22 protein-coding genes and 1 rRNA gene are annotated in these 23,027 nt (G+C 70.7%); 9 read left to right on the forward strand and 14 right to left on the reverse strand.

The annotated features are described in order from the left end of the window. Positions 1-1,002: an ATP-dependent DNA ligase gene (locus FXF68_RS29490; RefSeq protein WP_246179003.1), complete on the reverse strand. Its 1,002-nt coding sequence runs from the start codon at positions 1,000-1,002 to the stop codon at positions 1-3. Positions 1,003-1,104: 102 nt separating this feature from the next. Further along, positions 1,105-1,674 carry a TetR/AcrR family transcriptional regulator gene (locus tag FXF68_RS29495; protein ID WP_148764800.1) on the reverse strand — a complete coding sequence of 190 codons (570 nt, stop codon included), beginning with the start codon at positions 1,672-1,674 and terminating at the stop codon, positions 1,105-1,107. An 88-nt stretch (positions 1,675-1,762) separates the two neighbouring features. Between FXF68_RS29495 and FXF68_RS29500 the strand changes: the two genes are divergently transcribed. Then, entirely contained in the window at positions 1,763-2,134 is a 372-nt protein-coding gene (locus tag FXF68_RS29500) for a DUF4267 domain-containing protein (RefSeq protein ID WP_148764802.1), read from the forward strand. 169 nt (positions 2,135-2,303) lie between these two features. Continuing rightward, on the forward strand, positions 2,304-2,798 hold the full coding sequence (locus FXF68_RS29505; RefSeq protein ID WP_148764804.1) for a cupin domain-containing protein: 495 nt from the start codon (positions 2,304-2,306) through the stop codon (positions 2,796-2,798). A 79-nt stretch (positions 2,799-2,877) separates the two neighbouring features. On the opposite strand, the gene FXF68_RS29510 is transcribed toward FXF68_RS29505, so the two are convergent. From FXF68_RS29510 to FXF68_RS29525, 4 genes are all read right to left on the reverse strand, one after another. Continuing rightward, positions 2,878-4,143: a class I SAM-dependent methyltransferase gene (locus tag FXF68_RS29510; protein ID WP_148764806.1), complete on the reverse strand. Its 1,266-nt coding sequence runs from the start codon at positions 4,141-4,143 to the stop codon at positions 2,878-2,880. A 76-nt stretch (positions 4,144-4,219) separates the two neighbouring features. Further along, complete coding sequence (locus FXF68_RS29515; protein WP_148764808.1) at positions 4,220-5,587, reverse strand: FAD-binding oxidoreductase; 1,368 nt, start codon at positions 5,585-5,587, stop codon at positions 4,220-4,222. A 531-nt stretch (positions 5,588-6,118) separates the two neighbouring features. Next, entirely contained in the window at positions 6,119-6,637 is a 519-nt protein-coding gene (locus tag FXF68_RS29520) for a DUF1707 and DUF4870 domain-containing protein (RefSeq protein ID WP_148764954.1), read from the reverse strand. Between the two features lie 35 nt (positions 6,638-6,672). After that, positions 6,673-7,485 (reverse strand): polysaccharide deacetylase family protein, encoded by an 813-nt coding sequence (locus FXF68_RS29525; RefSeq protein ID WP_148764810.1) that lies wholly within the window; start codon positions 7,483-7,485, stop codon positions 6,673-6,675. A gap of 172 nt (positions 7,486-7,657) precedes the next feature. On the opposite strand from FXF68_RS29525, the gene FXF68_RS29530 reads away from it, so the two are divergent. Further along, positions 7,658-8,029: a hypothetical protein gene (locus FXF68_RS29530; protein WP_067897618.1), complete on the forward strand. Its 372-nt coding sequence runs from the start codon at positions 7,658-7,660 to the stop codon at positions 8,027-8,029. A 237-nt stretch (positions 8,030-8,266) separates the two neighbouring features. Here FXF68_RS29530 and FXF68_RS29535 read toward each other — a convergent pair whose 3' ends face one another. The 3 genes from FXF68_RS29535 to FXF68_RS29545 all read right to left on the reverse strand — a co-directional run bounded on the left by FXF68_RS29535 (position 8,267) and on the right by FXF68_RS29545 (position 11,060). Further along, complete coding sequence (locus FXF68_RS29535; RefSeq protein WP_148764812.1) at positions 8,267-8,941, reverse strand: O-methyltransferase; 675 nt, start codon at positions 8,939-8,941, stop codon at positions 8,267-8,269. A gap of 539 nt (positions 8,942-9,480) precedes the next feature. Continuing rightward, positions 9,481-9,852 (reverse strand): VOC family protein, encoded by a 372-nt coding sequence (locus FXF68_RS29540; protein ID WP_148764814.1) that lies wholly within the window; start codon positions 9,850-9,852, stop codon positions 9,481-9,483. Positions 9,853-10,127: 275 nt separating this feature from the next. Then, complete coding sequence (locus FXF68_RS29545) at positions 10,128-11,060, reverse strand: DUF4192 domain-containing protein (RefSeq protein WP_148764816.1); 933 nt, start codon at positions 11,058-11,060, stop codon at positions 10,128-10,130. Between the two features lie 165 nt (positions 11,061-11,225). Here FXF68_RS29545 and FXF68_RS29550 point away from each other — a divergent pair, with 165 nt between their 5' ends. Further along, positions 11,226-13,301, forward strand: a complete 2,076-nt coding sequence (locus FXF68_RS29550; RefSeq protein ID WP_187438165.1) for an ATP-dependent DNA helicase — start codon at positions 11,226-11,228, stop codon at positions 13,299-13,301. 10 nt (positions 13,302-13,311) lie between these two features. On the opposite strand, the gene FXF68_RS29555 is transcribed toward FXF68_RS29550, so the two are convergent. From FXF68_RS29555 to FXF68_RS29565, 3 genes are all read right to left on the reverse strand, one after another. Continuing rightward, positions 13,312-14,523, reverse strand: a complete 1,212-nt coding sequence (locus FXF68_RS29555; protein WP_148764818.1) for a pyridoxal phosphate-dependent aminotransferase — start codon at positions 14,521-14,523, stop codon at positions 13,312-13,314. A 74-nt stretch (positions 14,524-14,597) separates the two neighbouring features. Then, entirely contained in the window at positions 14,598-17,108 is a 2,511-nt protein-coding gene (locus FXF68_RS29560; protein WP_148764820.1) for an ABC transporter permease, read from the reverse strand. After that, positions 17,105-17,908, reverse strand: coding sequence for an ABC transporter ATP-binding protein (locus FXF68_RS29565; protein ID WP_148764822.1), 804 nt, complete (start codon positions 17,906-17,908; stop codon positions 17,105-17,107). The genes FXF68_RS29560 and FXF68_RS29565 overlap by 4 nt, the downstream gene beginning before the upstream one ends. A 230-nt stretch (positions 17,909-18,138) precedes the next feature. On the opposite strand from FXF68_RS29565, the gene FXF68_RS29570 reads away from it, so the two are divergent. From FXF68_RS29570 to FXF68_RS29585, 4 genes are read left to right on the forward strand one after another with little or no spacing between them, the layout of a single operon-like run. Next, positions 18,139-18,843 carry a TetR/AcrR family transcriptional regulator gene (locus FXF68_RS29570; protein WP_246179004.1) on the forward strand — a complete coding sequence of 235 codons (705 nt, stop codon included), beginning with the start codon at positions 18,139-18,141 and terminating at the stop codon, positions 18,841-18,843. A 13-nt stretch (positions 18,844-18,856) separates the two neighbouring features. Next, a complete protein-coding gene (locus tag FXF68_RS29575) occupies positions 18,857-19,873 on the forward strand; it encodes an AurF N-oxygenase family protein (protein ID WP_148764824.1) in 1,017 nt (338 codons plus the stop codon). Beyond that, positions 19,870-20,682 (forward strand): SDR family NAD(P)-dependent oxidoreductase, encoded by an 813-nt coding sequence (locus FXF68_RS29580; protein ID WP_148764825.1) that lies wholly within the window; start codon positions 19,870-19,872, stop codon positions 20,680-20,682. The genes FXF68_RS29575 and FXF68_RS29580 overlap by 4 nt, the downstream gene beginning before the upstream one ends. 44 nt (positions 20,683-20,726) lie before the next feature. After that, positions 20,727-21,221, forward strand: coding sequence for a 2-thiouracil desulfurase family protein (locus FXF68_RS29585; protein WP_148764826.1), 495 nt, complete (start codon positions 20,727-20,729; stop codon positions 21,219-21,221). A gap of 39 nt (positions 21,222-21,260) precedes the next feature. Here the strand turns inward: FXF68_RS29585 and FXF68_RS29590 are convergent, their stop codons facing one another. After that, positions 21,261-21,896 (reverse strand): TetR/AcrR family transcriptional regulator, encoded by a 636-nt coding sequence (locus tag FXF68_RS29590; protein ID WP_148764827.1) that lies wholly within the window; start codon positions 21,894-21,896, stop codon positions 21,261-21,263. Between the two features lie 89 nt (positions 21,897-21,985). On the opposite strand from FXF68_RS29590, the gene FXF68_RS29595 reads away from it, so the two are divergent. Next, complete coding sequence (locus tag FXF68_RS29595; protein WP_148764828.1) at positions 21,986-22,705, forward strand: SDR family NAD(P)-dependent oxidoreductase; 720 nt, start codon at positions 21,986-21,988, stop codon at positions 22,703-22,705. A gap of 198 nt (positions 22,706-22,903) precedes the next feature. Here FXF68_RS29595 and rrf read toward each other — a convergent pair. Next, positions 22,904-23,020: ribosomal RNA gene (gene rrf / locus FXF68_RS29600) — 5S ribosomal RNA — on the reverse strand. Between the last annotated feature and the right edge of the window lie 7 nt (positions 23,021-23,027).

Genomic DNA, 23,027 nt, shown 5'->3' on the forward strand with positions numbered 1-23,027 from the left:
TCATGCGCCGAAGAAAGGCGCCTCGCCGGGCGCGAGGTCCGGCCTGACGCGGACGAACCTGACCCCGTGCCGCCAGCGCCCGCGCTCGACGGCGGCGTCCGCGCTGAACTCGACGACGATCTCCGGCTCCGTCCGGACGTAGCGGATCGGCGGGTGCGCCCCGTACGGGCCGCCCGCGAACCCGGCGGGCAGCTCGGCGGGCCACGGATGGTCCTGGTCGGCGTGCCGCAGGACCTCCGCCAGCTCCACGCGGGCGGCGGGCGGCAGCGGCGTCGTCCGCGCGACGACGCGGAGCCTGCCGTCGGCGTCGTACCGGCCGAGGATCAGCGACTCGGGCGCCTGCCTGGTCCCGGTCACGCCGCCGACGATCGCCTCGGTGGTGATCCGCCGCTTCACCTTCCGCCAGGCGCGGCGCCCCTCCCGGTAGGCGCCGCCCGCGTCCTTGACGACGAGGCCCTCGACGCCCTGCCCGGCCAGCGCGTCGAACCAGATCCGGGCCTCCTCGACGTCGGTGGTCTGCGGCGTCGCGACGACCCGCGCGTCCGCCGGGGCACCGCCGAGCAGGGCCTCCAGGACGGCGCGCCGCTCCCGCAGCGGGCGCGGGCGCAGGTCGGCGCCGTCCGACTCGAGGACGTCGAACACGACGTAGTGGCAGGGCTCGGCGCGGGCGAGCTCGCGGCGGCGGCGCCCCGCGACGTGGCGGCGCTGGAGCGCGGCGAAGTCGAGGCGGCCGTCCTCCCCCCAGCGGACGATCTCGCCGTCGACGACCGTCCCCGGCCGGAGCTGCTCCCCGACCGCCGCGACGATCTCCGGGAACGCCTCGTCGAGCCTGGTGCGGCGGCGCGACCACAGGTTCACCGCGCCCGAGTCGGTCACGATCGCGACCGTCCGGAAGCCGTCGAACTTCGGCTCGTACGCGCAGCCGCCGGGGCACGACTGCGGCGGCGGGATACGGTCGACCGTCGCCGCCAGCATCGGCTTCACCGGGGACGTGATGTGCATGGCGTCCCCCCGGGTCGGCGTCGTCGTCCCCCGCCTACCCCCGTTGACCTGCGACGATATCCGGAAGGGCGGAATGTTGACCCGGCGTTGGGCGGCCCGAGGTCAGGCCGAGAACCGGCCGACCAGCACGGCGAGGCGGGCGTCCCGGCGCTCGGGGGGCAGGCGTCCGGCGCGGGTGAGCGTGACGAGGCCGTGCAGGCCGCTCCAGAACGTCTCGGTCAGGAGGTCGAGGTCGTCGTCGCCCGCGATCGGGCGCAGCGCTTCGCGCAACTCGCCGAACCCGGCGTGCAGTGCTCGGGGCGCCTCCGGGCTCGCGAACGGCAGGTCGACGGAGCGGGTGAACATCGCGTCGTAGAGGGCGGGACGGCGTTCGGCGAAACCCGTGTAGGCGGCGGCGACGGCCGCCAGCTCGTGCGCGGGGCGGGCGCCGTCCCGCGCCTCTCGCAGCTCGGCGGCGAGGTCGGCGAAGCCCTCGACCGCGACGGCCGCCATGATCGCGTCCTTGCCCTTGAAGTGGCTGTACAGGACGGGCTGGCTGTACTCGATCTCGGCGGCAAGCCGCCGGGTGGTCACCGCGTCCCAGCCCTCGCTCTCGGCCAGCTCGCGGGCGGCCGTGACGATCAGCCGCTCCCGCTCGGCCCGCTCGCGCTCCCGGCGCGTCTGGATCGACATGACCCTGATTCTAGCATCGCTAGCGCTTCTGCCGTTGCTATGTTAGCGTCGTTCTTGTTCCTAGCAGTGCTAGCAGTTGGAGATACCGATGCTGACTCCCCTCGCCTATGGACTGGCCGTCGCGCTGACCTTGTTCGTCGCGTTCATCGGCGCGCGGTTCCTCGTCTCGCCCCGTCCGGCCGCCGCCGGGTACGGCGTGCCCGCCAAGCAGGACGGCGACGCCGCCTACCTGGAGATCAAGGGGCTGCGCGACCTCGTCTTCGGCCTTCTCGGCCTCGCGCTCGCCGCGTTCGCGAGTGCCCACGCCCTCGGGTGGTACATGCTGGTCGTGGCCATCGTCCCGGCCGGGGACGCGCTGATCGTCCGGCGGCACGGCGGGACCTGGGCCGCCGCGCTCGGCATCCACGCCGCCACCGCCGTCGTCGTCCTGGCCAGCGCCGCCCTACTCTTCGCCGTCTGACCTCTGCCCTGGCCTTGTCCCGTCCGGCCTGTCCCCCACATGCTGCTCACCCCGCAGCCTGTTTATTGGGTTGGCTTGTTCATCTCGCACCTTGCTCGCCCCGACGCCCTGCTCACCGGCGTCTTGTTCACTGCACGCCCTGTTCGTCCCGCACCAAGGAGTGACCGACATGTCATTGATCGCACCGGACTTCGACGAGTCCGTGATCGTCCGTTCCGCCGAGGCCGAGGTGATCGGGCGGTCGCCGACCACGATCCGGCTGCTGGCCGACAGCAGCGCGACCGGCGGGGCGCTGTCCACCCAGCGCGTCACGCTGGCGGACGGCGCGGACGGCGCCAAGCCGCACCGCCACGACGGCTCCGCCGAGCTGTTCTACCTGCTGGACGGCGCGGCCCAGCTGCTGTCCGGCGAGCAGGTCGTGACGGCGGAACGCGGCGACCTCGTCGTCGTCCCGCCCGGCCTGCCGCACGCCTTCGCCGCCGCGACCGGCGAGGACGCCGACATCCTCATCGTCATCACGCCGGGCGTCGAGCGGTTCGAGTACTTCCGGCACCTGGAGCGCATCGCCTACGGCAAGGTCCCGCCGGAGAGCCTGCTCGACGTCCAGGAGCTGTACGACACCTACTTCCTCACCAGCGCGGCCTGGGACGCCGCCAGGCCCTGACCCCGGACACCGCGACGGCGGGCCGTCCGGGGTGTTCCCGGTCGACCCGCCGTCCTCGGTGTCGGGAGCGGTTCCGCCGTCACGATCCCCAGTCGGGACGCAGCGGCATGTGGCTCACGCCGTCGTCGTCCAGCTTGACGCCGAGGGTCTGGTGCAGCTGGATCCAGTTCTGGTTGAAGCCGAGCACGCAGCCCGCCATGTAGACGCGCCACACGCGGGCGGTGCCCTCGCCGACCTCGGCGACGGCCTCGTCCCAGTGGTCGTCGAGGTTGTCGCACCAGCCGGTCAGCGTGCGGGCGTAGTGCTCGCGCAGGTTCTCCTGGTGCCGGATCTCGAAACCCGCGTCGTTCATCTGCATCTGGACGTAGCCGGGGCCTTCGAGCTCACCGTCCGGGAACACGTACCGGTTGATGAACCCGTTCTCCTTGCGGGACGGCAGCGTGTTGTCGGGACGGGTGATGGTGTGGTTCAGCATCCGCCCGCCCTTCCTCAGCTTGCCGTGCAGGAACGAGAAGTAGGCCGGCAGGTTCTTCTTGCCGATGTGCTCGGTCAGCCCGATGGAGCTGATGGCGTCGAAGCCCGTCTCGGTGACGTCCCGGTAGTCGAGGTGCCGCACCTCCGCCAAGTCGGACAGGCCGCGGTCGGCGATGGCCTTTTGCGCCCACTCGGCCTGCTGCTTGGACAGCGTGACCCCGAGCGCCTTGACCCCGTACTCCTTCGCGGCGTGCATCACCATGCCGCCCCAGCCGCAGCCCACGTCCAGCAGCCGCATCCCCGGCTTCAGCGCGAGCTTCCGCGCCACCAGGTCGTGCTTGTTGAACTGGGCCTCTTCCAGCGTCGCGTCCGCCCGCGGGTAACACGCGCACGTGTAGGCCATGGACGGGCCGAGGACCCACTCGTAGAAGGTGTTCGAGACGTCGTAGTGGTGCGAGATCGCCCGCGCGTCCCGCTTCTTGGAGTGCCGCAGCCACGACGGGATGCGGCTGAACGGCGCCTCCTGGGGCGGCGGGTCCAGCCGGCGGGTCGCCGCGGCGCGCAGCAGGGGATCGCCCGCCACCGCGCGGATGATCCGCGCCTTGTCCACCCGTGTCACGTCGCTGAGCACCTGCTGCATCGTCGTCAGCGCCCTGATCATGTCGCCGTGGACGTCGAGCATCCCGGTGACATAGGCGCGGGCGAGACCCAGCGCGCCCGGCGAGTGCAGCAGGTACGACACCGCGTACGGCGAACGGACGTCCAGCCGGATGTCGGCGCCGGGCACCCCCGCGCGCGACCCGTCGTACGCCGTGAACTCCACTGGCGCCTCAGCCCCGGCGAGCTGCTCGAAGACCCTCGCCAGCGTCATGTGTTCCCTCCTGTCTCTCCGCCCCGGCGCCGATGGACGCGGCCGACCGGGACACTCCCCCGAAGCGGGCGCATGGTCAGCGTCCGCGTACGCACTTGTCGTAGAGGTCCAGCAGTCGGCCGGCCGGATCGTAACCGCCCTTGAGCCGCCGGTAGGTCTCCCCGTCGTAGTAACGCCAGAACTCGTCCCTGCTGTAAAAAGCGGTCGAGTAGAGGGACTTGTGACCGTCAAGGTCGGCGACCTTGCGTTCGATCAGCCGGTTGTGGTGTTCGGGGATGCGGCCCGGGGGAAGCCTGACCGTTCCCCAGAAACCCACGTTGACGTAGGCGCGGCCCACTTCGAGCGGGTACAGCGGCCACCGCTCCTTCGCCTGCAGCGGGCACAGCCACACCGGGCTCATGCCGACCTCCGCGTGGAAGAACTCCAGGAACTCGGGGAGGCGTTCGACCGGGACCTCGATGTCCTGGATGACGTCCTCGCGGGGCCTGAGCCCGCGCCACCGCTCCACGTGCGCGACGACGTGGTACCGGCGGTCGTAGGCGACGAGCTTGCGGTACACGTCGGAGCGCTTGTACTTGTCGGGCCACAGCCTCCGGACGGTCGGGTTCTGCACGCCGAACGCGCGCGAACACCAGAACCAGTCGGTGTCCCAGCGCCAGATGTAGTCGCGGATCGTCAGGAAGTCGACCGACCGCTCCCGGATCGACTTGTAGTAGATGCCCTGGCCCGTGTAGTCGGACGTGTACGGGGCCGAGTCGGCGAAGAAGCCCAGGGTGATGTACTGCTCGCCGGGGCTGAAGAACGTGCCGTCCATGAAGTCGACGGTCTCGCCCTCGAACGTCCCCGCCTCGGTGATCTCACCCATCGCCTTGGCCAGTTCCGCCGTGTCGCCGAAGCGCAGATGGCGCAGCCGCACGTACGGGCTCACGGGCCGGAGCTCGATCTTCAGGCGGAGGGAGTAGCCGAGCGTCCCGTAGGAGTTCGGGAAGCCGTAGAACAGGTCGGCGTGCTCGTTGTCCCTCGTCGCGGTGACGACGCGCCCGTCCCCGGTGAGGACCTCCAGTTCCAGGACGCCTTCGTGGGGCAGGCCGTCGCGGAACGACGTCGACTCGATGCCGAGACCCGTCACCGCGCCGCCCAACGTGATCGTCTTGAGCTGCGGGACGACCGTCGGCATCAGTCCGTGCGGCAGCGTCGCGTCGACGAGGTCCTCGTAGGTCGTCATGCCCTGGACCTGCGCGGTCCGCTCCTCGGGGTCGACGCTCAGCACCTTGTCGAAGCCGGACACGTCCAGCCCGGGCGCCTCCGAGGGGTCGCGCCACCGGAACAGGTTCGAGGTCCGCTTAGCGAGCCGTATCGGCGTCCCCTCGGGGATCGCCTCGTACGACCTCCTGAGCGACTCCACCGCCCGCTGGTGGTCGCCCTTGACCGCAAGTTCCGTCATCTACCCCTCCCGAACACAGTTAATCGATCATCCCATGCACGGTCCACACAACCCGGACGTTAGGGGAGTCACAGGCACGGAGGGGAATAAGCCCGCACGCGCACACCATCGACGTCTTTTCATCTCCTGCAGGCGACACAACCGCCACAGCCCAGCCACGTCAACCTTTCCCCAAAGCCCCACCCCGACAAACCCCACGTCCCGACCCACGGACACGCGGCCTCGCAGTTTCACCACCCGCGCCGAGAACGCCGCCACGACACACCGAACCACACGCCACCGACATTCCGCGCGCACGACGGCACGGGGTCTCAGCGCGGCGCGGCAGTGGGTCACCGGCCGCCCTGAGACCGGGCCGTCGATCGATCCCCGGCGGGGCAGGCCGCTCTGGGTGCGCAGAATCACCCGAAGATGGACAGACAGGCATATACCGCGCGGGTGTGCTCGGTCATCCCGACGCGAGTTCGTAGCGGCGTCTCAAATGGGTGGACGCGCGGAGCAGCTCCGGATATGAGCCGCTCGGGGAGTGTGCTACTTGATCAGGCGGAGGATCCAGGGGTAGCGGAAGGTCTGCCCGCTCAGGGCGAAGATGGCGGCGATGATGGAGAGGATCCACGCGACGGCGTAGAGCGCGCCGCCGACACCGAAGGTGACGATCGTGACGAGCAGCAGCGTCACGTGGAAGTTCACGGCCTCCGCCGCCTGCCGCCGGACGTAACCCGACCGCTTTCCGCTCACCAGCATCAGCACCAGCGGCCCCACGAACAACGTCGGAATGGCGACCGCGTGGGACACGGCGGCGAGCATGCGATCCTCTCCCGTGGGCGCCTCGCCGTCCCAGTGGACGGGCGCCGAAGGGACGGGCGCCAGGTCACGGATCACCGCGCCCAGGTCGTTGCGGGTCTTGGCGGTCATCGCCAAATGCATGCGCAGGTCGAACTCGTCGTGGTCGAGACGGCCCTCGGCGTACGCTTCCTGAAGGCGCTCGATGACCGGTTCCCGTTCGGCGTCCGAGACCCTCAGATCCCCCACCGCGTAGCTGCTGTCCATGTACTCATGGTCGGCGGCGAACGCACGACGGACCATCAGGGAAGTCCCTGAGCCTCCCCTGAGTTCCGCCGGTCGTACTCCTCCCCCGGGATCAGTCTCCCGCCGAACAGCTCCGGCACGGTGACGAACGCATAGCCCTCGCCTGCCAGCCGGTCGATGATTCCCGGGACGGCCTTCACCGTGGTCGGGTGGATGTCGTGCATCAGGACGATGTCGCCCGGCTTGACCGCCTTCAGCACGCGGCGTTCGACGTAGCCGGTGTCGCGGTGCTCCCAGTCGACCGGGTCGACCGCCCAGAGAACCTGCGCGAGCCCCAGTTCGCGGGTGAGTTCCGTCAGGCGTTTGGACGTCGACCCATAAGGCGGCCGGAGCAGCACCGGCGTGTATCCGGACGCCTGCCGGATCGCGTCCTGCGTCCTCGTCAACTCCGAAAAAGCCTTCTTCTTGGACGTTCTGCCAAGGTCGGCGTGCGTGTAGCTGTGGTCGGCGATCTCATGTCCGGCATCGCGCTCGCGCCGCACCAGATCGGGACGCTTCACGACGTTCTCCCCGATCAGAAAGAAGGTCGCCTTGACCTTGCGGGCGGCGAGGATGTCCAGCAATTCGGCGGTGCTCTCGCCCGGACCGTCGTCGAACGTCAGCGCCACACATTTCGCACGCGCGCAATCAGGGGGCGGCGGTTCGGGCGGCTCCGGCGGACGTTTCGGCGTCTTCTGGACGGGCCCGCGGCCGTGCGCGGCGGTGAGTTCGGCACGTCCCGCACCAGGGGCGAATGTGCTCAGCCATCCGCAGATCGCGGCCGCGAGCACGGCAGCGGCCGCCCGCCGGACCAGGACCGGCCCGTCCATCAACACCCCCGCTGGTGGTCCCCCTTGACTCGCCAGTCTAGGACGCGGGCCCCGCCCCGCCGGGTATGTCAGCGCTGTGTCGGGAACCTCCGGACGCCGAAAACTCGTTATTGTCATACATCGCAACCGGCTTCGGAATGGTTCCGGAGCCCTTCGGACAACGGGGCAGGCAATGAGGTTCCGGGATCGATTCGGGATCCGCAAGAACCGCGGGTCAACGGTGACGAAGCTCGACCGCGAGGCGACCGACGCCGACATCGAGGCATTGATCGCATTCGCCCGCTCACGGCGCGGCGTCGAATTCTTCGTCGAGCCGGAGACCTTCGCCACCGACACCACCGCCGTCGCCGTCGCCCACGACGGCGAATGGACGCGCCGCCGCGTCGGCTCCCCCAAGGTCATCGGCAAGGTCGCCCACGACCTCGGCCTACCGGTCTACGACGTCCAGATCGTCGGCTATCCGCCCCGCATGCGCGCCTGGAACGCCCGCAACCCCGACCGCCGCATAGACCCCGGCACCCCCGGCCAGGCCGTAGCCCCCTGACCCCTCGGCCCAGTGCTGGCCAGCGGCTCCCGGCCCAGTGCTAGCCAGGGCCAGCCCCATGAGAATTCCCCGACGTGATCCGCGGGCCGGTCAACCGGTGCGCGCTAGTCGGGGGTCGCACGCCGAACGCACGAGAGTTCCCTGACGCGCCCTGTAGGGCCGGTCAACCGGCCCGCGCTGGTCAGGGGTCGCACGCCAATCACATGAGAGTTCCGCTGAAGCGACCTGTAGGGCCGGTCAACCGGTGCGGCGGATCAGGGTGAAGCCGTCCCACCCCTTGACGCCCACCGTCTGGAGTGTGGTGGCGTCCAGGCGCGGATCACTCGCGATGTCGGCCACGACCGCGCGCACGCCCTGAACCCGCTCGTCCGAGCTGTCCGGGTCGGTGACCGCACCGTTGCGGACGACGTTGTCGATCACGATCGCGGCGCCCGGACGGGTCAGCGCCAGCGACGCCCGCAGGTAGGCCGGGTTGCTCGGCTTGTCCGCGTCGATGAACACGAAGTCATAAGGCGCGACGCCGTCGTCGATGAGCCGCTGCGCGGACTCGGCCGCCGGACCCACCAGGACCTCGACGCGATCGGCGACGCCCGCGCGTTCGAGGTTCTTCCGGGCGACCGCCGCGTTCTGCTCCTCCAGTTCCAGCGTGGTCACATGACCGCCGTCCCCGACGGCACGCGCCATCCAGACCGTGCTGTACCCGGCGAGGGTGCCGAACTCCAGCACGCGCCTCGCCCCGGCGACCTGGCAGAGCATCGCAAGGAGTTTGCCCTGGTTGGGCGACACCTCCGCTTGGGGCATGGTGGTGTCCACGCCGGACGCGCGGGCTTCACTGAGCGCGTCGTCTTCGGCGACAAGAGACCCCGTGAAATAGGCGTCAACCTCACGCCATACCTGGTCAGATGCATACATGGCCGCCACCTCCGCCCCCGCAGTCAACCATGATCCACTTTCTTAAGCGACCAAAAATGACGAAACCAATCCCCAATCGATCTGAGTACACAGCCCCCCCGCCGCCTCGGCACCCACACCGACCTGGCAGCCGCTGGCGCGACGGCAGCGGCGTACGTCACAGCTGGCGACGGCGCTCGGACCCGCCTCGGAGCACGCAAGCCCCCACGAGCCGCAGGTCACCGACCGAGCACACACCCCGATCCGAACGAGCACTGACCGCCTCGAACTCACGCCCGACACCGGACGGCAGGGCACGGGAAGGCACAACACGGCCGGACGCGGCAGGCACCTCAGGCACGACGCGGCCTGATGCGGAGCCGCGCCCGGTGCGGAGCAGCCCAGCGCGACGGCGAACGGCGCCGCACAGACGGACGGCAGCACGCAAGCAGACGGCAGCACGCAAGCGGACGGTAGACACACGGGCGGACAGTAGGAACACGGGCGGACGGTAGGCACAGGGGCCGCGACAGGTTTGTGCGTGCTGTGGGGGTCGTGGGTCAGGTTAGGCGGGCTCGTAGGAGGCAGAACTCGTTGCCTTCTGGGTCGGCCAGGACGTGCCAGTTCTCTTGGCCGGTCTGGCCGACGTCGGCCGGACGCGCACCGATGGCCAGGAGGCGCTGGAGTTCGGCGTCCTGGTCGCGGTCGGTGGGGTTGACGTCGATGTGCAACGGAAGCTTGCCGACTCTGGGATCGGTGCTGGGACTGAAGACCAGCGTCGGTTGCAGACCGCCGAACCCTTCAGACGGCCCGATCTCGATCGCGCCGTCCTCCGTGTGGAGCACGATGAACCCCAGGACCTCGCACCAGAACGCCGCCAGCGTCTCCGGATCCCGGCAATCGATGACCAGCTCGGAAATACGACATGCCATGATCAGCACCCTAGGGGATGCGTCGTGGGCGAGACGCAGGCCAGGCCCCTGATCAGCGCATCTGGTCACTCCTTCTCTTGCGACCGCTGGCTAGTTCGGTGGGTGGTCGCTGGCCGTCCGGCCGCCGCAAGCGGCCGCTGCGGTCACTTGCGACCACCGGCTAGCGGGGTGGGTGGCCGGTGGCCGCCCGGTCCGCCGCAAGTGACCGCTGCGGCGGGGGCGGCGGCACGGACACCAGCCAGGTGTCCTGCAGTGGCGGGATTTCGTGTGGGCGGTCAGCTTGCTTCTCGGTGTCGGTCGCGGGTTCTGGATTTGCTGAGTTTGGACGGAGGGACACCCGCGTCCATGACCTCGTGGAGCAGCACGGCCATCGTGTAGGTCGGGTCGGCGTTGAGGGCGCGGTCCAGGGCGACGTTGGCCAGGCCGCCGTCGCCCGCGCTGTAGGCGGCGTAGGCCAGCAGGGACGCCGGGGCCGGGGCGTAGCGTTCCTCGACGCGGCGCAGGACGTCCCGCCAGAAGACGATGTCGGCGGCGGGGGCCTCGTCGTCGAGGCGCAGCCACGCCTCGTCGCGGACGCGCAGGTCGGTGAGCTGGACGCCGAGCCGGGCCACCTCGTCGTCGGTCGCGAGGACGCCGACGTACGCGCGGGCCAGGACGCGGTCGAGGAGGGCCACCGGGTCATCGCCGGGCTCGGAGAGTTCGGCGCGCTGGGTGGCGCGGCGCATGGCGGCGCGGGCCGGGCCGTCGAGCGGCTGGACGGAGCGGACGAGCTCGTCCCGGTCAGCGAGGACGACCCGTCCCGCGAAGGTCGCCTCGGCCGCGATGGTGCTCGCGGAGACGTCGTACGGGACGCCCTCCGGCGGACAGTCGGGAGTGAGCGGCCAGTAGCGGCCGTCGGCGACGCGGGCGGCCTCGGCGACGGTCACGCCCGCCGAGCCGAGGGCGGCGTGCATGGCGGCGGCGGACTCGGCGACCTCGTCCGCCGGGCCGTAGCCGAGCAGCAGGGCACGGCGGAAGCCGTGACCTGCGAGGACGGAGGCCGTCCGCGCGGCGGCCTCGCACGCCGGTAAGTCGATGCGGGCCGCGCAGGAGCCGGGCATGGAGCCCTCGAAACCGATCACGACCAGGCTGCGCGACGGGTGGAACCCGAGCAGGTACGGCACGGCCGCGATGGCGTCGAGCATGGTGCGGATCACCAGTGATGTCATGCGGTCGACACTCGCAGCCGGCCATCGCCGGGCGAACCCCTTCCGCCGACTGTGGATAACTTCGGGCCGCCGGGTAGCGGACGCGGGTGTCCGCCCCGGACGGTAGCGTTGGCCGACGTGCCCGCCCCTGATCTGCTGACCGGCAGCGACACCCGGATTCCCGACATGGCGACCCTGCTCGCCGGCGCCGTCGCGTCCATCGGGGGCGCCGAGAGACCGGGCCAGATGGAGATGGCCAAGGCGGTGGAGAAGGCCATCGAGTCCGGTGAGCACGTCGCCGCGCAGGCCGGAACCGGCACGGGCAAGTCGCTGGCCTATCTCGTTCCGGCGATCCGGTACGCGGTGGAGAAGCAGACGACGGTGGTCGTGTCGACGGCGACGATCGCGTTGCAGCGGCAACTCGTCGACCGCGACCTGCCGCGCCTGGCGGAGGCGCTCGGCCCGCTCCTCGGGACGGAGCTGAAGTTCGCGATCCTCAAGGGCCGTCGCAACTACCTCTGCCTGCACCGCGTGCAGACGGGCGTCCCGGAGGAGGACGAGGGCCCGAGCCTGTTCGACCCGCAGCAACTGTCCACGCTCGGACGCCAGGTGAAGCGCCTCAACGAATGGGCGGACGAGACCAAGACCGGCGACCGCGACGAACTGGTCCCGGGAGTCAGCGAACAGGCGTGGCGGCAGGTCGCGGTCACCGCGCAGGAGTGCCTGGGAGCGCAGCGCTGCCCGCACGGGACGGAATGCTTCGCCGAGCTGGCACGGGCGGAGGCGGGTGATTCGCACATCGTCGTCACCAACCACGCCTTGCTCGCCATCGACGCGCTGGAGGAATTCCAAGTCCTGCCCGAGCACGATGTCGTCATCGTGGACGAGGCCCACGAACTGGTCGACCGGGTCACGTCCGTCGCGACCGGCGATCTGAGCGCGGCCGGGGTCGAGACGGCAGCGCGCCGGTGCGGCCGTCTCATCGACGAGACCACCGCGGACCGGTTGAAGGAGTCGGCAGAGGGGCTCGGCCTCCTACTGGAGGAAATGCCCGCCGAGCGCATGGACGTCCTGTCCTCCGCCCTGGGTAACACTCTCGCCTCCATCCGCGACGCCGCGCACGCATGCCTCACCTCGCTCGGCCCAGAGAAGAAGGACGCCGACCCAGGCGACGCCGCCGCGCGCAAAGCGGCGCGGTCCTCGCTGGAAGACCTCCACGACACCGCCGTAAGGATGCTCGACGCGTTCAAGCCGGAAATGGCGCAGCGCTTCGACGTGGTCTGGCTGGAGAAGCCGTTCGTCCCGGACGGTCGTCCCAAACGTCCGCCCACACTGCACGTCGCGCCGATCGGGGTCGGCGCCCTGCTCAGGACGACCCTGTTCGAGCGGCGCACCGCGATCCTCACGTCCGCGACGCTCACCCTGGGCGGGTCGTTCGAGCCGCTGGCCCGCCAGTGGGGCCTGCCGCCGCTGAACGAGAGCGGCCCGAGGGACGCGAAGACCGCCGCCGAGGGCCTCGCCCAGACCGCGACGGAGAAGACCGCCACGGAGAAGACCGCGACGGAGAAGACCGAAGAGATCGCCTGGTCGGGGCTGGACGTCGGCTCCCCGTTCGACCATCCGAAGGCGGGCATCCTGTACGTCGCGCGCCATCTCCCCCAACCCGGACGGGACGGCCTCGCCGACGCCTACCTGACCGAGATCACCGAGCTGATCGAGGCGGCGGGCGGCCGCACGCTCGGCCTGTTCTCCTCGATGCGGGCGGCGCGCCGGGCGGCCGACGAACTGAAGGACCACCTGTCCCATCCGCTCCTCTGCCAGGGCGACGACTCCACGCCCCTCCTGGTCAAGCAGTTCGCCGACGACGAGAGGACGTGCCTGTTCGGTACCCTGTCGCTCTGGCAGGGCGTCGACGTGCCCGGCCCGTCGCTGCAGCTCGTCATCATGGACCGGATCCCGTTCCCGCGCCCGGACGACCCCGTCTCGTCGGCGCGGTCGCGGGCGGTCGCGGCGCGCGGCGGCAACGGCTTCATGGCGGTCGCCGCGACGCACGCCGCGCTGCTCCTCGCCCAGGGCGCGGGACGCCTGCTCCGGTCGATGGACGACCGCGGCGTCGTCGCCGTCCTCGATCCGCGGCTCGCGACGGCGCGCTACGGGGGCTTCCTCAAGAACTCGCTGCCCCCGTTCTGGGCGACGACGGACCCGGACGTCGTCCGCGGAGCGCTCCGCCGCCTCGACGCCGCCGCGTCCGACCCGGACTAGCTCGACCCGCTCACCGGCGATAAGTACTGAGGAATTCGCCAATGCGGCCTATGGCGTCCTCCAGATCGTCGGCGTATTGCAGGGTGACGATGCGGAAATGGTCCGTGGACGGCCAGTTGAACCCCGTCCCCTGCACAATGAGCAGTTTCTGCTGTTCGAGCAGGTCGAGCGCGAACCGCATGTCGTCCTCGACGGGGTACATCTCGGGGTCGAGCCGAGGGAAGACGTAGAGCGCGCCCATGGGCCGTACGCAGCTCACTCCCGGCAGGTCGTTCAGCAGTTTCCACGCACGGTCGCGCTGCTCGCCCAGCCGTCCGGTCGGCAGCACCAGGTCGTCGATGCTCTGGTATCCGCCGAGCGCGGCCTGGATGGCGTGCTGCCCGGGGACGTTCGGACAAAGCCGCATGTTCGCGAGTATGTCCAGGCCCTCTATGTAAGACTCGGCGTGCTCCTTCGGCCCGGACAGCGCCACCCACCCCGCCCGGAACCCCGCCACGCGGTAGTTCTTCGACAGCCCCCCGAACGTGAGGCACAGCAGGTCGGGGGCCAGGGACGCGATCGGCACGTGCTCGGCGTCGTCGTACAGGATCCGGTCGTAGATCTCGTCCGCGAAGACGATCAGGTTGTGCCGGCGCGCCAGCTCGACGATCCGGGCCAGCACCGGACGCGGGTAGACGGCCCCGGTCGGGTTGTTCGGGTTGATAAGCACCAGCGCCCGCGTCCGGCCGGTGATCTTGGACTCGATGTCGTCCAGGTCGGGCGCCCAGTCGGCGGCCTCGTCGCACAGGTAGTGGACGGGCAGCCCGCCGCACAGCGACACCGCCGCCGTCCACAGAGGGTAGTCCGGGGTGGGGATCAGCACCTCGTCGCCGTCGTTGAGCAGCGCCTGCAGGGTCATCACGATCAGCTCGGAGACGCCGTTGCCGAGGTAGACGTCCTCGACGTCGACGCCGGCGACGCCGTCGTCCTCCAGCCGCTGCACGATGGCGCGGCGGGCGGGCAGGATGCCCTTGGAGTCGCTGTAACCGTGCGCCTCCGGCAGGTTGCGGATCATGTCCTGGAGCAGCTCCGGCGGCGCCTCGAAGCCGAACGGGGCCGGGTTGCCGATGTGCAGCTTGAGGATGTTGTTCCCCTGCGCCTCCAGCTGCTTGGCCCGCTTGAGCACCGGCCCCCGGATGTCGTAACAGACGTTGGTCAGCTTGCCCGACTGGTTGACCTGCATGGACTCACCATAGCCAGCGCCGGTCCGCGGCGCCCCGTCCCCCCGGCCGCCGGCACGGCCGGGGGGACGGGAGGTCACGGCGCGGAGATCGCCGACAGGATCGCCAGCCGGGCCGCGCGCCGCGCCGGGCGGACCGCGGCGAGCGCCCCCGCCACCGCGCCGGCCACCGCCACCACGGCCAGCGTCACGACCGGCGGCGCGAACGGGTTGCCGAGGGCGGCGCCGAGCCCCCAGCCGAGGAAGAGCCCGAGCGCGATCCCGCCCGCCGTGCCGACCAGCGCGACGATCACCGATTCCCAGCGGACCATGGACCGGATCTGCGGACGTGTCGCGCCGACCGCGCGCAGCAGGCCGAGTTCCCGCGTCCGCTCGTGGACGGCCAGCGACAGCGTGTTCGCGATGCCGAGCAGGGCGATCACGATGGCGAGGACCAGCATCCCGTACACGACGGTGATGAACCCCCGCTGCTCCTCGGTCAGGGACGACACGAACCCGTCGCGCGTCTGCACGTCCGGACCGCCGTAGGGCTTGGCGAGCGCGGTCAGCGCCGCCCGCGCCTCCGCGACCGACGCGCCCGGCTTGAGGTCGACGAACACGTGCGTGTCGAGCGGCTGCCCGGTGTGCGCGTCGAACACCGTCCGCGGGACGACGTAGTCGCCGGTCAGGTCGGTGTTCTCGTAGATCGCGCCCACGGTGAGCCGCTGCGACGCGCCGTCGGCGAACGTGACGGGCACCGTCGAGCCGACGCGCCAGCCCTTGTCGTCGGCGACGCCCTTCGCCACGGCGAACGTGCCCGCGTCCGACAGCGCGCCTCGCCTGACGTCCAGGTCGAGGACGCGCCCCAGCGCGGACGGGTCGGCCGCGCTCACGGTGGAGGCGTCGCCGTCCACCCGCATTGCGCCGCCGCCGACGCCCGCGACCCGTTCGACCTGCGGCAGCCGCGCCGCGTCCCGGGCCAGGCCGGTGCCGAACCCGCCGGTCTCGTTGTTGCCGGAGTTGACGACCAGCGGGCCCTTGAACGACCCGGCGACGCTGTCCTCCAGGGACGCGCCGAGCGACCCGATGAACACCGTCAGCAGCGTGACGACGCCGACGCCGATCATCAGCGCGGTCGCGGCGCCCGCCGTGCGCTTCGGGCTGCGGGACGCGTTGTCCCTGGCCAGCATCCCGGCGACGCCGCGCGTCCGGGCCGCGGGCGCGCCGATGAGCGCGGCTGCCGGACGCGCGACGACCGGCCCGAGCACGACCGTCGCGACCACGCACAGGATCGCGCCCGCGCCCGCCATCGCCGTCTGCTCGCTCACCGCGCCGAACACGACCGTCCCGGCGGCGACGGCGGCCAGCACGCCGCCGACGATGACCCGCGTGTCGGTCGGCCGGGGCGACTCCGCCGCCGTCTCCCGCAGCGCCGCGAGCGGCGCGACCCGGGACGCCCGGAGCGCTGGCCCGAGCGCCGCCACCAGCGTCACCACCAGCCCCACCGGCACGGCGATCATGAGGGAGGTGGCGGACACGGTCAGCCCCTCCATCGCGATGCCGATCCGGAACGCGCCGAACAGCCAGCGCAGGAACAGCGCGAACCCGATCCCGCCGGCGAGCCCGGCGAGCGTCGCGGCGGCGCCGATGACGAGGGCCTCGAAACCGACGATCGTCAGCACCTGGCGGCGGCCGGCGCCGAGCGCGCGCAGCAGCGCCGACTCGCGGGTGCGCTGCGCGATCGTGATCGCGAACGTGTTGTGGATGCTGAACGCGGCGACGAGCAGCGCCACCCCGCCGAACGCGCCGAGCACGGTCCGGAAGATCTGCAGGAAGCCGGACTCGACCTTGGACATGCCCTCGTCCACCTGCGCCTTGTTCGTGATCGCCTCGGTCCCGCCGGGCAGGACGGGCCGGACGCGCGAGGCCAGCTCGTCCTGGCTCACGCCGTCCGCGGCGCGGAGCGAGACCTCGCTGATCCGGTCGGGCGACTTCGCGACGTAGCGGCGGGCGTCGTCCAGGGTGAACGCGGTGAACGAGGTCTCGCCGAAGGCGTCCTCGTCGCCGAACTTGCTGATCCCGACGACGGTCACCGGGACCTTCTCCGGGGTGAGCACCGCCGTCCGGTCGCCGACCTTGAGCTTGCCCTCGTCCGCGAACATCTTGTTGATGACGACCTCGTTCGGCGCGCGGGGCGCGCGTCCCTCGGCGAGCCGGTACGGGTTGAGCTTGGGGTCGGTCATCCAGTTCCCGGCGGTGCGCGGGCCGCGCGAGGCGATGACGGTGCCGTCCTTGGCGAGGAGCTGTCCGGAGCCCCGGATGACGGGTTCGGCGTTGGCGACTCCGTCCACCCGGCGGACCTTGTCCAGGACGGACGCGTCGATCTGCCCACGCGACCCCCACGGCTCGTCGCTGACGCTCACCGCGTTGCGTACGGTCACGTCCGTCTTGCCGAACGCCTTGGAGTAGTACCCGTCGATGCTTCCTGCGAGGGTGTCGCCGAGCACGAGCGTTCCGGTCAGGAAGGCGACGCCGAGGAAGACCGCCACCAGGGAGCCGACCATGCGGCGCTTGCGTCCCCACAGTTCCTTGAAAACGAGCCCTGTCATCGGACGTCCCCCAGACCGCGCATCCTGTCCAGCACCCGGTCGGGTGTGGGCGCCTCCATGACGTCGACGATCCGTCCGTCCGCGAGGAACACCACCGCGTCGGCGTGCCCTGCCGCGACCGGGTCGTGGGTGACCATCGCGACGGTCTGGCCCAGGTCGTCCACCGCGTTGCGGAGCAGGTTCAGCACCTCGCCGCCCGTGCGGGAGTCGAGGTTGCCGGTCGGCTCGTCCGCGAACACGATCTGCGGACGGGTGACCAGCGCGCGTGCGAGCGCGACCCGCTGCTGCTGCCCGCCCGACATCTCGGACGGACGATGCGACAGCCGGTCCCCCAGCCGCAGCACGCGCACCACCGTCGCCAGCCATTCCTGGTCGGGCGTCGTGCCCGCCAGCGTCATCGGCAGGAGGATGTTGTCGCGCGCGGTCAGCGTCGGGAGCAGGTTGAACGCCTGGAACACGAACCCGATCCGCTCGCGCCTGAGCTTCGTCAGGCCCCGGTCCGACAGCGCGCCGAGCTCCTGGTCGCCGACGTAGACCTTGCCGGACGTCGCGTCCTCCAGCCCCGCCACGCAGTGCATCAGCGTGGACTTGCCCGCGCCGGACGGCCCCATGATCGCGGTGAACCGGCCCGCCGGGAGCTCCACGCTGACGTCGACGAGCGCCCGCACCGCCATGTCGCCGGAGCCGTAGACCTTGGTGAGCCCTTCCGTCCGGGCGCCGCCGCCGCTCCGCGCCCGGCCCGTGTCGTCGTTGCCCGTGCCGTCGTTGATGGATCGCCTTGCCTCTGCTGCGTTTCCCATGCCCGGGATCGTGGCGGCGCGGCATGCCGCCCGTCGTCGGGTCAGGAGATGCACCGCGCCTGCTCCCCCGGACGCAGCGCGGACGCCCCGGCTACGTCCCGCGCGGTACGCCTGGCACGCCTGGCACGTCCGGCACGCCCGGCGATCAATAAGACTGGATGTCCAATTGTGACGCGGACAACATACATGCAGGCTTGCTTGCTTGTATGTCGGCTCGTACCGTCTGGGGCATGGCAGTGAGCAGCCGCCGCAGGCACCGGCACCGTCCGCCGCGGCGCCGTACGCAGGAGGAGCGCCGGTCGCAGACGCAGGCGCGGCTCCTGGAGGCGACCATGGAGTGCCTCGTCGACCTCGGCTGGTCCGGGACGTCCACCACGGAGGTCGCGCGCCGCGCCGGAGTGTCGCGCGGCGCGCAGCAGCACCACTACCCGACCAAGATGGTGCTGGTCGCGGCGGCGCTGGAGCACCTCCTCGAAGCCCAGCGGCTCGCCTACGAGACCGCGTTCGCGGTGCTGCCGCCCGAGCGGCGCGACGTCTCCGGCGCGCTCGACCTGCTCTGGGAGGTGTTCCGCGGACGTCCCGCGAAGGCCCTCATGGAGCTCGCGGTCGCCGCCCGCACCGACGACGAGCTGCGGCCGCTGTGCCGCGACCTGAACGAGCGGATCCTCCAGGTCATCCTGGAGACCTTCGAGCGGCTGTTCCCGGCGAACACGCTGCCCGCCGACTTCGTCCCGACGATGCTGCGCGGCGTGTTCGCGATGTTCGTCGGGCTGTCCATCCAGAACGCGCTGGACGACGACGCCGACGGCCACCAGGCCGCCGTGCTGCGCCAGGTCAAGGACGTGGCGCGGCTGATCGTCCCGGGCCCCGGAGTCCCCGCGGCCATCCCTGACACCACCCCTGAACGTCCGTCGGCCCCGGCCGACCGCCCCTAGGGAGCGCACCGAAATGCCCGAAGCCCCCACCGAACTCGCCGAAGAGGTCCGTGAGCAGATCAAGGACAGGAAGTCCTACCTCGGCGTCATCGACCGCCTGAACAAGGCGTCGGTCGACAAGCACTGGGAGGCGTACGCCGACATCCCGTGGGACGACCCCGAGTTCACCGTCGACAAGAACGACCCGCGCTGGGTGCTGCCGCCGTTCGACCGGCTCGGCGAGACCGAGTGGTACCAGTCGCAGCCGCCGGAGATCCAGGCGCAGATCGGGCTGTGGCGCGTCGCCACCGCCATGAAGATCGGGCTCCAGTTCGAGAACCTGCTGAAGCGCGGACTGCTCAACTACGCCTACCGGCTGCCGAACGGCCGCCCGGAATTCCGGTACGTCTACCACGAGACGACCGAGGAATGTCACCACGGAATGATGTTCCAGGAATTCGTGAACCGCACGAAGATGCCGATCCGCGGAATGCCGCGCTCGCTCAGCCTCATCGCGCAGGCCGCGCCGTGGATCCCGCTGGTCAGCACCGAGATGTTCTTCGTGTTCGTGCTCGGCGGCGAGGACCCGATCGACTACGTCCAGCGCAAGTCCCTGAAGGGCGGGCACATCAAGCACCCGCTCGAAGAGACCATCATGAAGATCCACATCGCGGAGGAGGCCCGGCACATCTCGTTCGCCCGGCACTACCTCAAGCACCGCGTGCCGAAGATGAACCCGCTGCGCCGCCGCATCCTCGGCGTCGCGACGCCCGTCGTGCTCGGCGTGATGGCCCGGATCATGCTGTCCCCGCCCGGCCCGATGGTGCGGCACTTCGGCATCCCGAAGGACGTCGTCCGCCAGGCGTACCGGAGTGAGGCGTCGCAGGCCGAGATCTCCAACTCGGTCGGCAAGATCCGCGACCTGATGGCCGAGCTCGGCGTGGTCGGCCCGGTCGGCAAGCAAGTGTGGCGGGCGTTCGGCATCTGGGACGAGCCGAAGCAGCGCCGCGCCGTCTCGGCCTCGGCCTCGGCCGAGGGGAACGCGCGATGAGCGTCGCGATCGTCACCGGAGGCGCGTCCGGCATCGGCCGCGCGATCGCCACGTCCCTCGTGGCGCGCGGCGACACCGTCATGGTCACCGACGTCAACGCGGACGGCGCGGCCCAGGTCGCGGACCGGTTGAACGGCCTCGGCAAGGGCAAGGCGTCCGCCGCCGCTCTCGACGTCACCGACGCCGCCGCCGTCGCCGACGTCTACCGGTCCGTGAAGGACGACCACGGACGGCTCGACCTGGTCTTCAACAACGCCGGGATCGCCATCGGCGGCCTCGCCGAGGAACTCACGCTCGACCACTGGAACCGCGCGATCGACATCAACCTGAAGGGTGTCGTGCACGGCGTCCACGCCGCCTACCCGATCATGCTGGAGCAGGGACACGGGCACATCGTCAACACCGCGTCGCTGGCCGGGCTCGTCCCGATGCCGATCGGCATCCCGTACACGGCGACCAAGCACGCCGTCGTCGGCCTGTCGCTCGGCTTGCGCGCCGAAGCGGCCGGACGCGGCGTGAAGGTCAGCGTCGTCTGCCCGAGCTTCGTCGACACCCCGCTGCTGCACAATGTCAACCCAGACCTGCCCGAGACGCCGATGAGCGGCGACGCGACCGGCGACATCGCGAAGGCGTCCCCGCGCCTCTACACGGCGGAGAAACTGGCCCGCGACATCATGCGCGGCGTCGCCCGCAACCAGGCGCTCATCGTCGCGCCCGCGCACGGGCGGCTGGCGTGGCGCGGCGTCCGGCTCAGCCCGGGCGGGGCCGTCCGCGTCGCGCAACTGGCGGTGAACCGCATCCGCAAGTGACCGACCTTGTCCGGGCATTCGCCCGACCTGCCTAGGCTGGGGGCGTGGAACGCATTCTGGTCAGCTCCTGCCTGGTCGGACGGCGCGTCCGCTACGACGGCGCGGCGAAGCCGGTCGGCGGCGGGCTGTTCGAACGGTGGCGGGCTGAGGGGCGGCTCGTCCCGTTCTGCCCCGAGGTGTCGGGCGGCCTGGCCGTGCCGCGCCCACCGGCCGAGATCGTCGGCGGCGACGGGCACGCCGTCCTGGACGGGACGGCCCGCGTCCGCACCGAGCACGGCGACGACATGACCGCCGAGTTCCTGCACGGCGCCCGCCAGGCGCTCGACGCGGCCCGGCGGACCGGCGCGCGCATCGCCCTGCTCAAGGAGGGCAGCCCGTCTTGCGGCAGCCACCGCGTCTACGACGGCACCTTCACGGGCACGCCGATCCCGGGCGAGGGCGTGACGACGGCACTGCTCGAACGCGAGGGCATCCGCGTCTTCAGCGAGGACGACCTGAACGCCGTAGCGTCCCTGCTGGAGACACTGGAATCCAACTAAGCGGACGGACCTCGGGGTCATCGGCGTCCATGGGGGTCATCAGCGTCTATCGTGCCTGCGATCGATCTGTTCCTCGGTCAGCGGGCGGACGTCGATCGGGTGGGCGGCGGACGCGCGCAGGCCGTCGAGGTAGAACGCGAGGCAGCGCCGCCAGGCGTCCGGCGCGACATCAATGGACTCGCGGATGACCTGCGACATCGCCCACATCAGCGTCGCGACGTCGGACGCCTCGAAGTCGTCGCGGAGCTGCCCGGACGCCTTGGCCCGCGCCATGATCTCGACCAGATTCACGAACCCGCGATGGCACGCCGCCGTCACCTCGGCCGCGAGCGGGAAGCGCCGGACCAGCGCGTCGTTGAGCCCGCGGTCCTCGGCCTGCAGGGCGAACAGACCCTCGATGAAGGCGACGAACCCGTTCCACGGGTCGGGGTCGGACAGCGCGGCCTCGGCGATCCGGTCCAGCCTGGCGAGCCGCTCGGGGAAGATCGCGTCGAAGAAGTCCTCGCGGGCGGGGAAATGGTTGTAGAGCGTGCCGATGCTGACTCCGGCGCGCCGCGCGACCTCCTCCAAGGGCGCGTCGAGCCCACGCTCCCCGAAGACGGCGGACGCCGCGGCGAGGAGCTTCTCCCGGTTGCGCGCGGCATCGGCCCTGCGGGGTCTCGTCGTCTCGGGCATGCCTCCATCCTATGAACTTGAGGGCACCCTCAAGATTTGTGCTAACTTGAGGCTCTCCTCAAGTTGTCTCCCTCCGGAGGTCTCGCGTCATGTCAGCAACGACCGTCGTCATCGGTGTCGGGCCTGGTCTCGGCATGTCGATCGCGCAGCGCTTCGGCCGCGAGGGTCACCGGATCGCCCTCATCTCGCGGAACCGCGACCGGCACCCCGGTTACGTCGCCGCGCTGGCGGACGCGGGCATCGAGGCGACGTCCCATCCAGCCGACGTCCGCGACCGAGACGCCCTGCTCGCCGCACTGCGCGCGATCGCCGAACACCACGGCGGCATCGATGTCGTCTACTACGGCCCCGGCGCCGCGGACCCGGCCGCACGCCCGGCGCCCATCACGTCTACCGACGTCACCGCCGCCAAGGACGCGATGAGCTGGGTGTATCCGGCCATCGACACGGTCGGCGCGGTCCTGCCGGGAATGGTGAAGCAAGGCAACGGCGGGCTGCTGTTCGCCGGTGGATTGAGTTCGGTCGTACCGATGCCGACGATCGGAAACCTGGCGATCTCGTCCGCCGCGCTGCGGAACTACGCGCTGACCCTCAACGCGGCCCTCGCCGACCAGGGCGTCTACGCGGGGACGCTGACCATCGGCGGGCTGATCGAGCGCGGCGACATCCACCGCATGGTCACCTCACAACTCGACTGCCTGGACGGAATGGTCGTCGGAACGCTCAACCCGGACACCCTCGCAGACACCGCCTGGACCCTCTACGAAAAACGAGACACCCCGGAGGCCGTCTTCAACGCATTCACATAGTTGAGCCGAGTTACGGGTTGGAGAGGTCAGCGCACCTCGCGGCGCTCCCGCGGAAGGGATTCGACGAATGCGAGCTCGCTGTTCCAGAAGCGGAGGATGTCGATTCACCGTCCGACCCATCCAGCGTCCGCGAGCAATACAACCCCAGAAATGAGAAAGGCCCCGCCGGTATCGGCGGGGCCTTTCCCGTTAATATGTGTCCGGCGGTGTCCTACTCTCCCACACAGTCTCCCATGCAGTACCATCGGCGCTGAAGGGCTTAACTTCCGGGTTCGGGATGGGACCGGGTGTTTCCCCTCCGCCAAAACCACCGAACGCCCAA

The sequence above is a fragment of the Actinomadura decatromicini genome, from assembly GCF_008121305.1.
In the GTDB taxonomy this organism is placed as follows: Bacteria; Actinomycetota; Actinomycetes; order Streptosporangiales; family Streptosporangiaceae; genus Spirillospora; species Spirillospora syzygii.

Bases quoted from the DNA above. Each gene is read 5' to 3' on its own strand.
- FXF68_RS29520 (WP_148764954.1), bottom strand. From the start codon at position 6,637: ATGGACAGCAGCTACGCGGTGGGGGATCTGAGGGTCTCGGACGCCGAA.
- FXF68_RS29530 (WP_067897618.1), top strand. From the start codon at position 7,658: ATGAGGTTCCGGGATCGATTCGGGATCCGCAAGAACCGCGGGTCAACG.
- FXF68_RS29515 (WP_148764808.1), bottom strand. From the start codon at position 5,587: ATGACGGAACTTGCGGTCAAGGGCGACCACCAGCGGGCGGTGGAGTCG.
- FXF68_RS29495 (WP_148764800.1), bottom strand. From the start codon at position 1,674: ATGTCGATCCAGACGCGCCGGGAGCGCGAGCGGGCCGAGCGGGAGCGG.
- FXF68_RS29490 (WP_246179003.1), bottom strand. From the start codon at position 1,002: ATGCACATCACGTCCCCGGTGAAGCCGATGCTGGCGGCGACGGTCGAC.
- FXF68_RS29555 (WP_148764818.1), bottom strand. From the start codon at position 14,523: ATGCAGGTCAACCAGTCGGGCAAGCTGACCAACGTCTGTTACGACATC.
- FXF68_RS29590 (WP_148764827.1), bottom strand. From the start codon at position 21,896: ATGCCCGAGACGACGAGACCCCGCAGGGCCGATGCCGCGCGCAACCGG.
- FXF68_RS29505 (WP_148764804.1), top strand. From the start codon at position 2,304: ATGTCATTGATCGCACCGGACTTCGACGAGTCCGTGATCGTCCGTTCC.
- FXF68_RS29595 (WP_148764828.1), top strand. From the start codon at position 21,986: ATGTCAGCAACGACCGTCGTCATCGGTGTCGGGCCTGGTCTCGGCATG.
- FXF68_RS29580 (WP_148764825.1), top strand. From the start codon at position 19,870: ATGAGCGTCGCGATCGTCACCGGAGGCGCGTCCGGCATCGGCCGCGCG.
- FXF68_RS29550 (WP_187438165.1), top strand. From the start codon at position 11,226: ATGGCGACCCTGCTCGCCGGCGCCGTCGCGTCCATCGGGGGCGCCGAG.
- FXF68_RS29525 (WP_148764810.1), bottom strand. From the start codon at position 7,485: ATGGACGGGCCGGTCCTGGTCCGGCGGGCGGCCGCTGCCGTGCTCGCG.
- FXF68_RS29575 (WP_148764824.1), top strand. From the start codon at position 18,857: ATGCCCGAAGCCCCCACCGAACTCGCCGAAGAGGTCCGTGAGCAGATC.
- FXF68_RS29535 (WP_148764812.1), bottom strand. From the start codon at position 8,941: ATGTATGCATCTGACCAGGTATGGCGTGAGGTTGACGCCTATTTCACG.
- FXF68_RS29540 (WP_148764814.1), bottom strand. From the start codon at position 9,852: ATGGCATGTCGTATTTCCGAGCTGGTCATCGATTGCCGGGATCCGGAG.
- FXF68_RS29500 (WP_148764802.1), top strand. From the start codon at position 1,763: ATGCTGACTCCCCTCGCCTATGGACTGGCCGTCGCGCTGACCTTGTTC.
- FXF68_RS29565 (WP_148764822.1), bottom strand. From the start codon at position 17,908: ATGGGAAACGCAGCAGAGGCAAGGCGATCCATCAACGACGGCACGGGC.
- FXF68_RS29510 (WP_148764806.1), bottom strand. From the start codon at position 4,143: ATGACGCTGGCGAGGGTCTTCGAGCAGCTCGCCGGGGCTGAGGCGCCA.
- FXF68_RS29560 (WP_148764820.1), bottom strand. From the start codon at position 17,108: ATGACAGGGCTCGTTTTCAAGGAACTGTGGGGACGCAAGCGCCGCATG.
- FXF68_RS29570 (WP_246179004.1), top strand. From the start codon at position 18,139: ATGGCAGTGAGCAGCCGCCGCAGGCACCGGCACCGTCCGCCGCGGCGC.
- FXF68_RS29545 (WP_148764816.1), bottom strand. From the start codon at position 11,060: ATGACATCACTGGTGATCCGCACCATGCTCGACGCCATCGCGGCCGTG.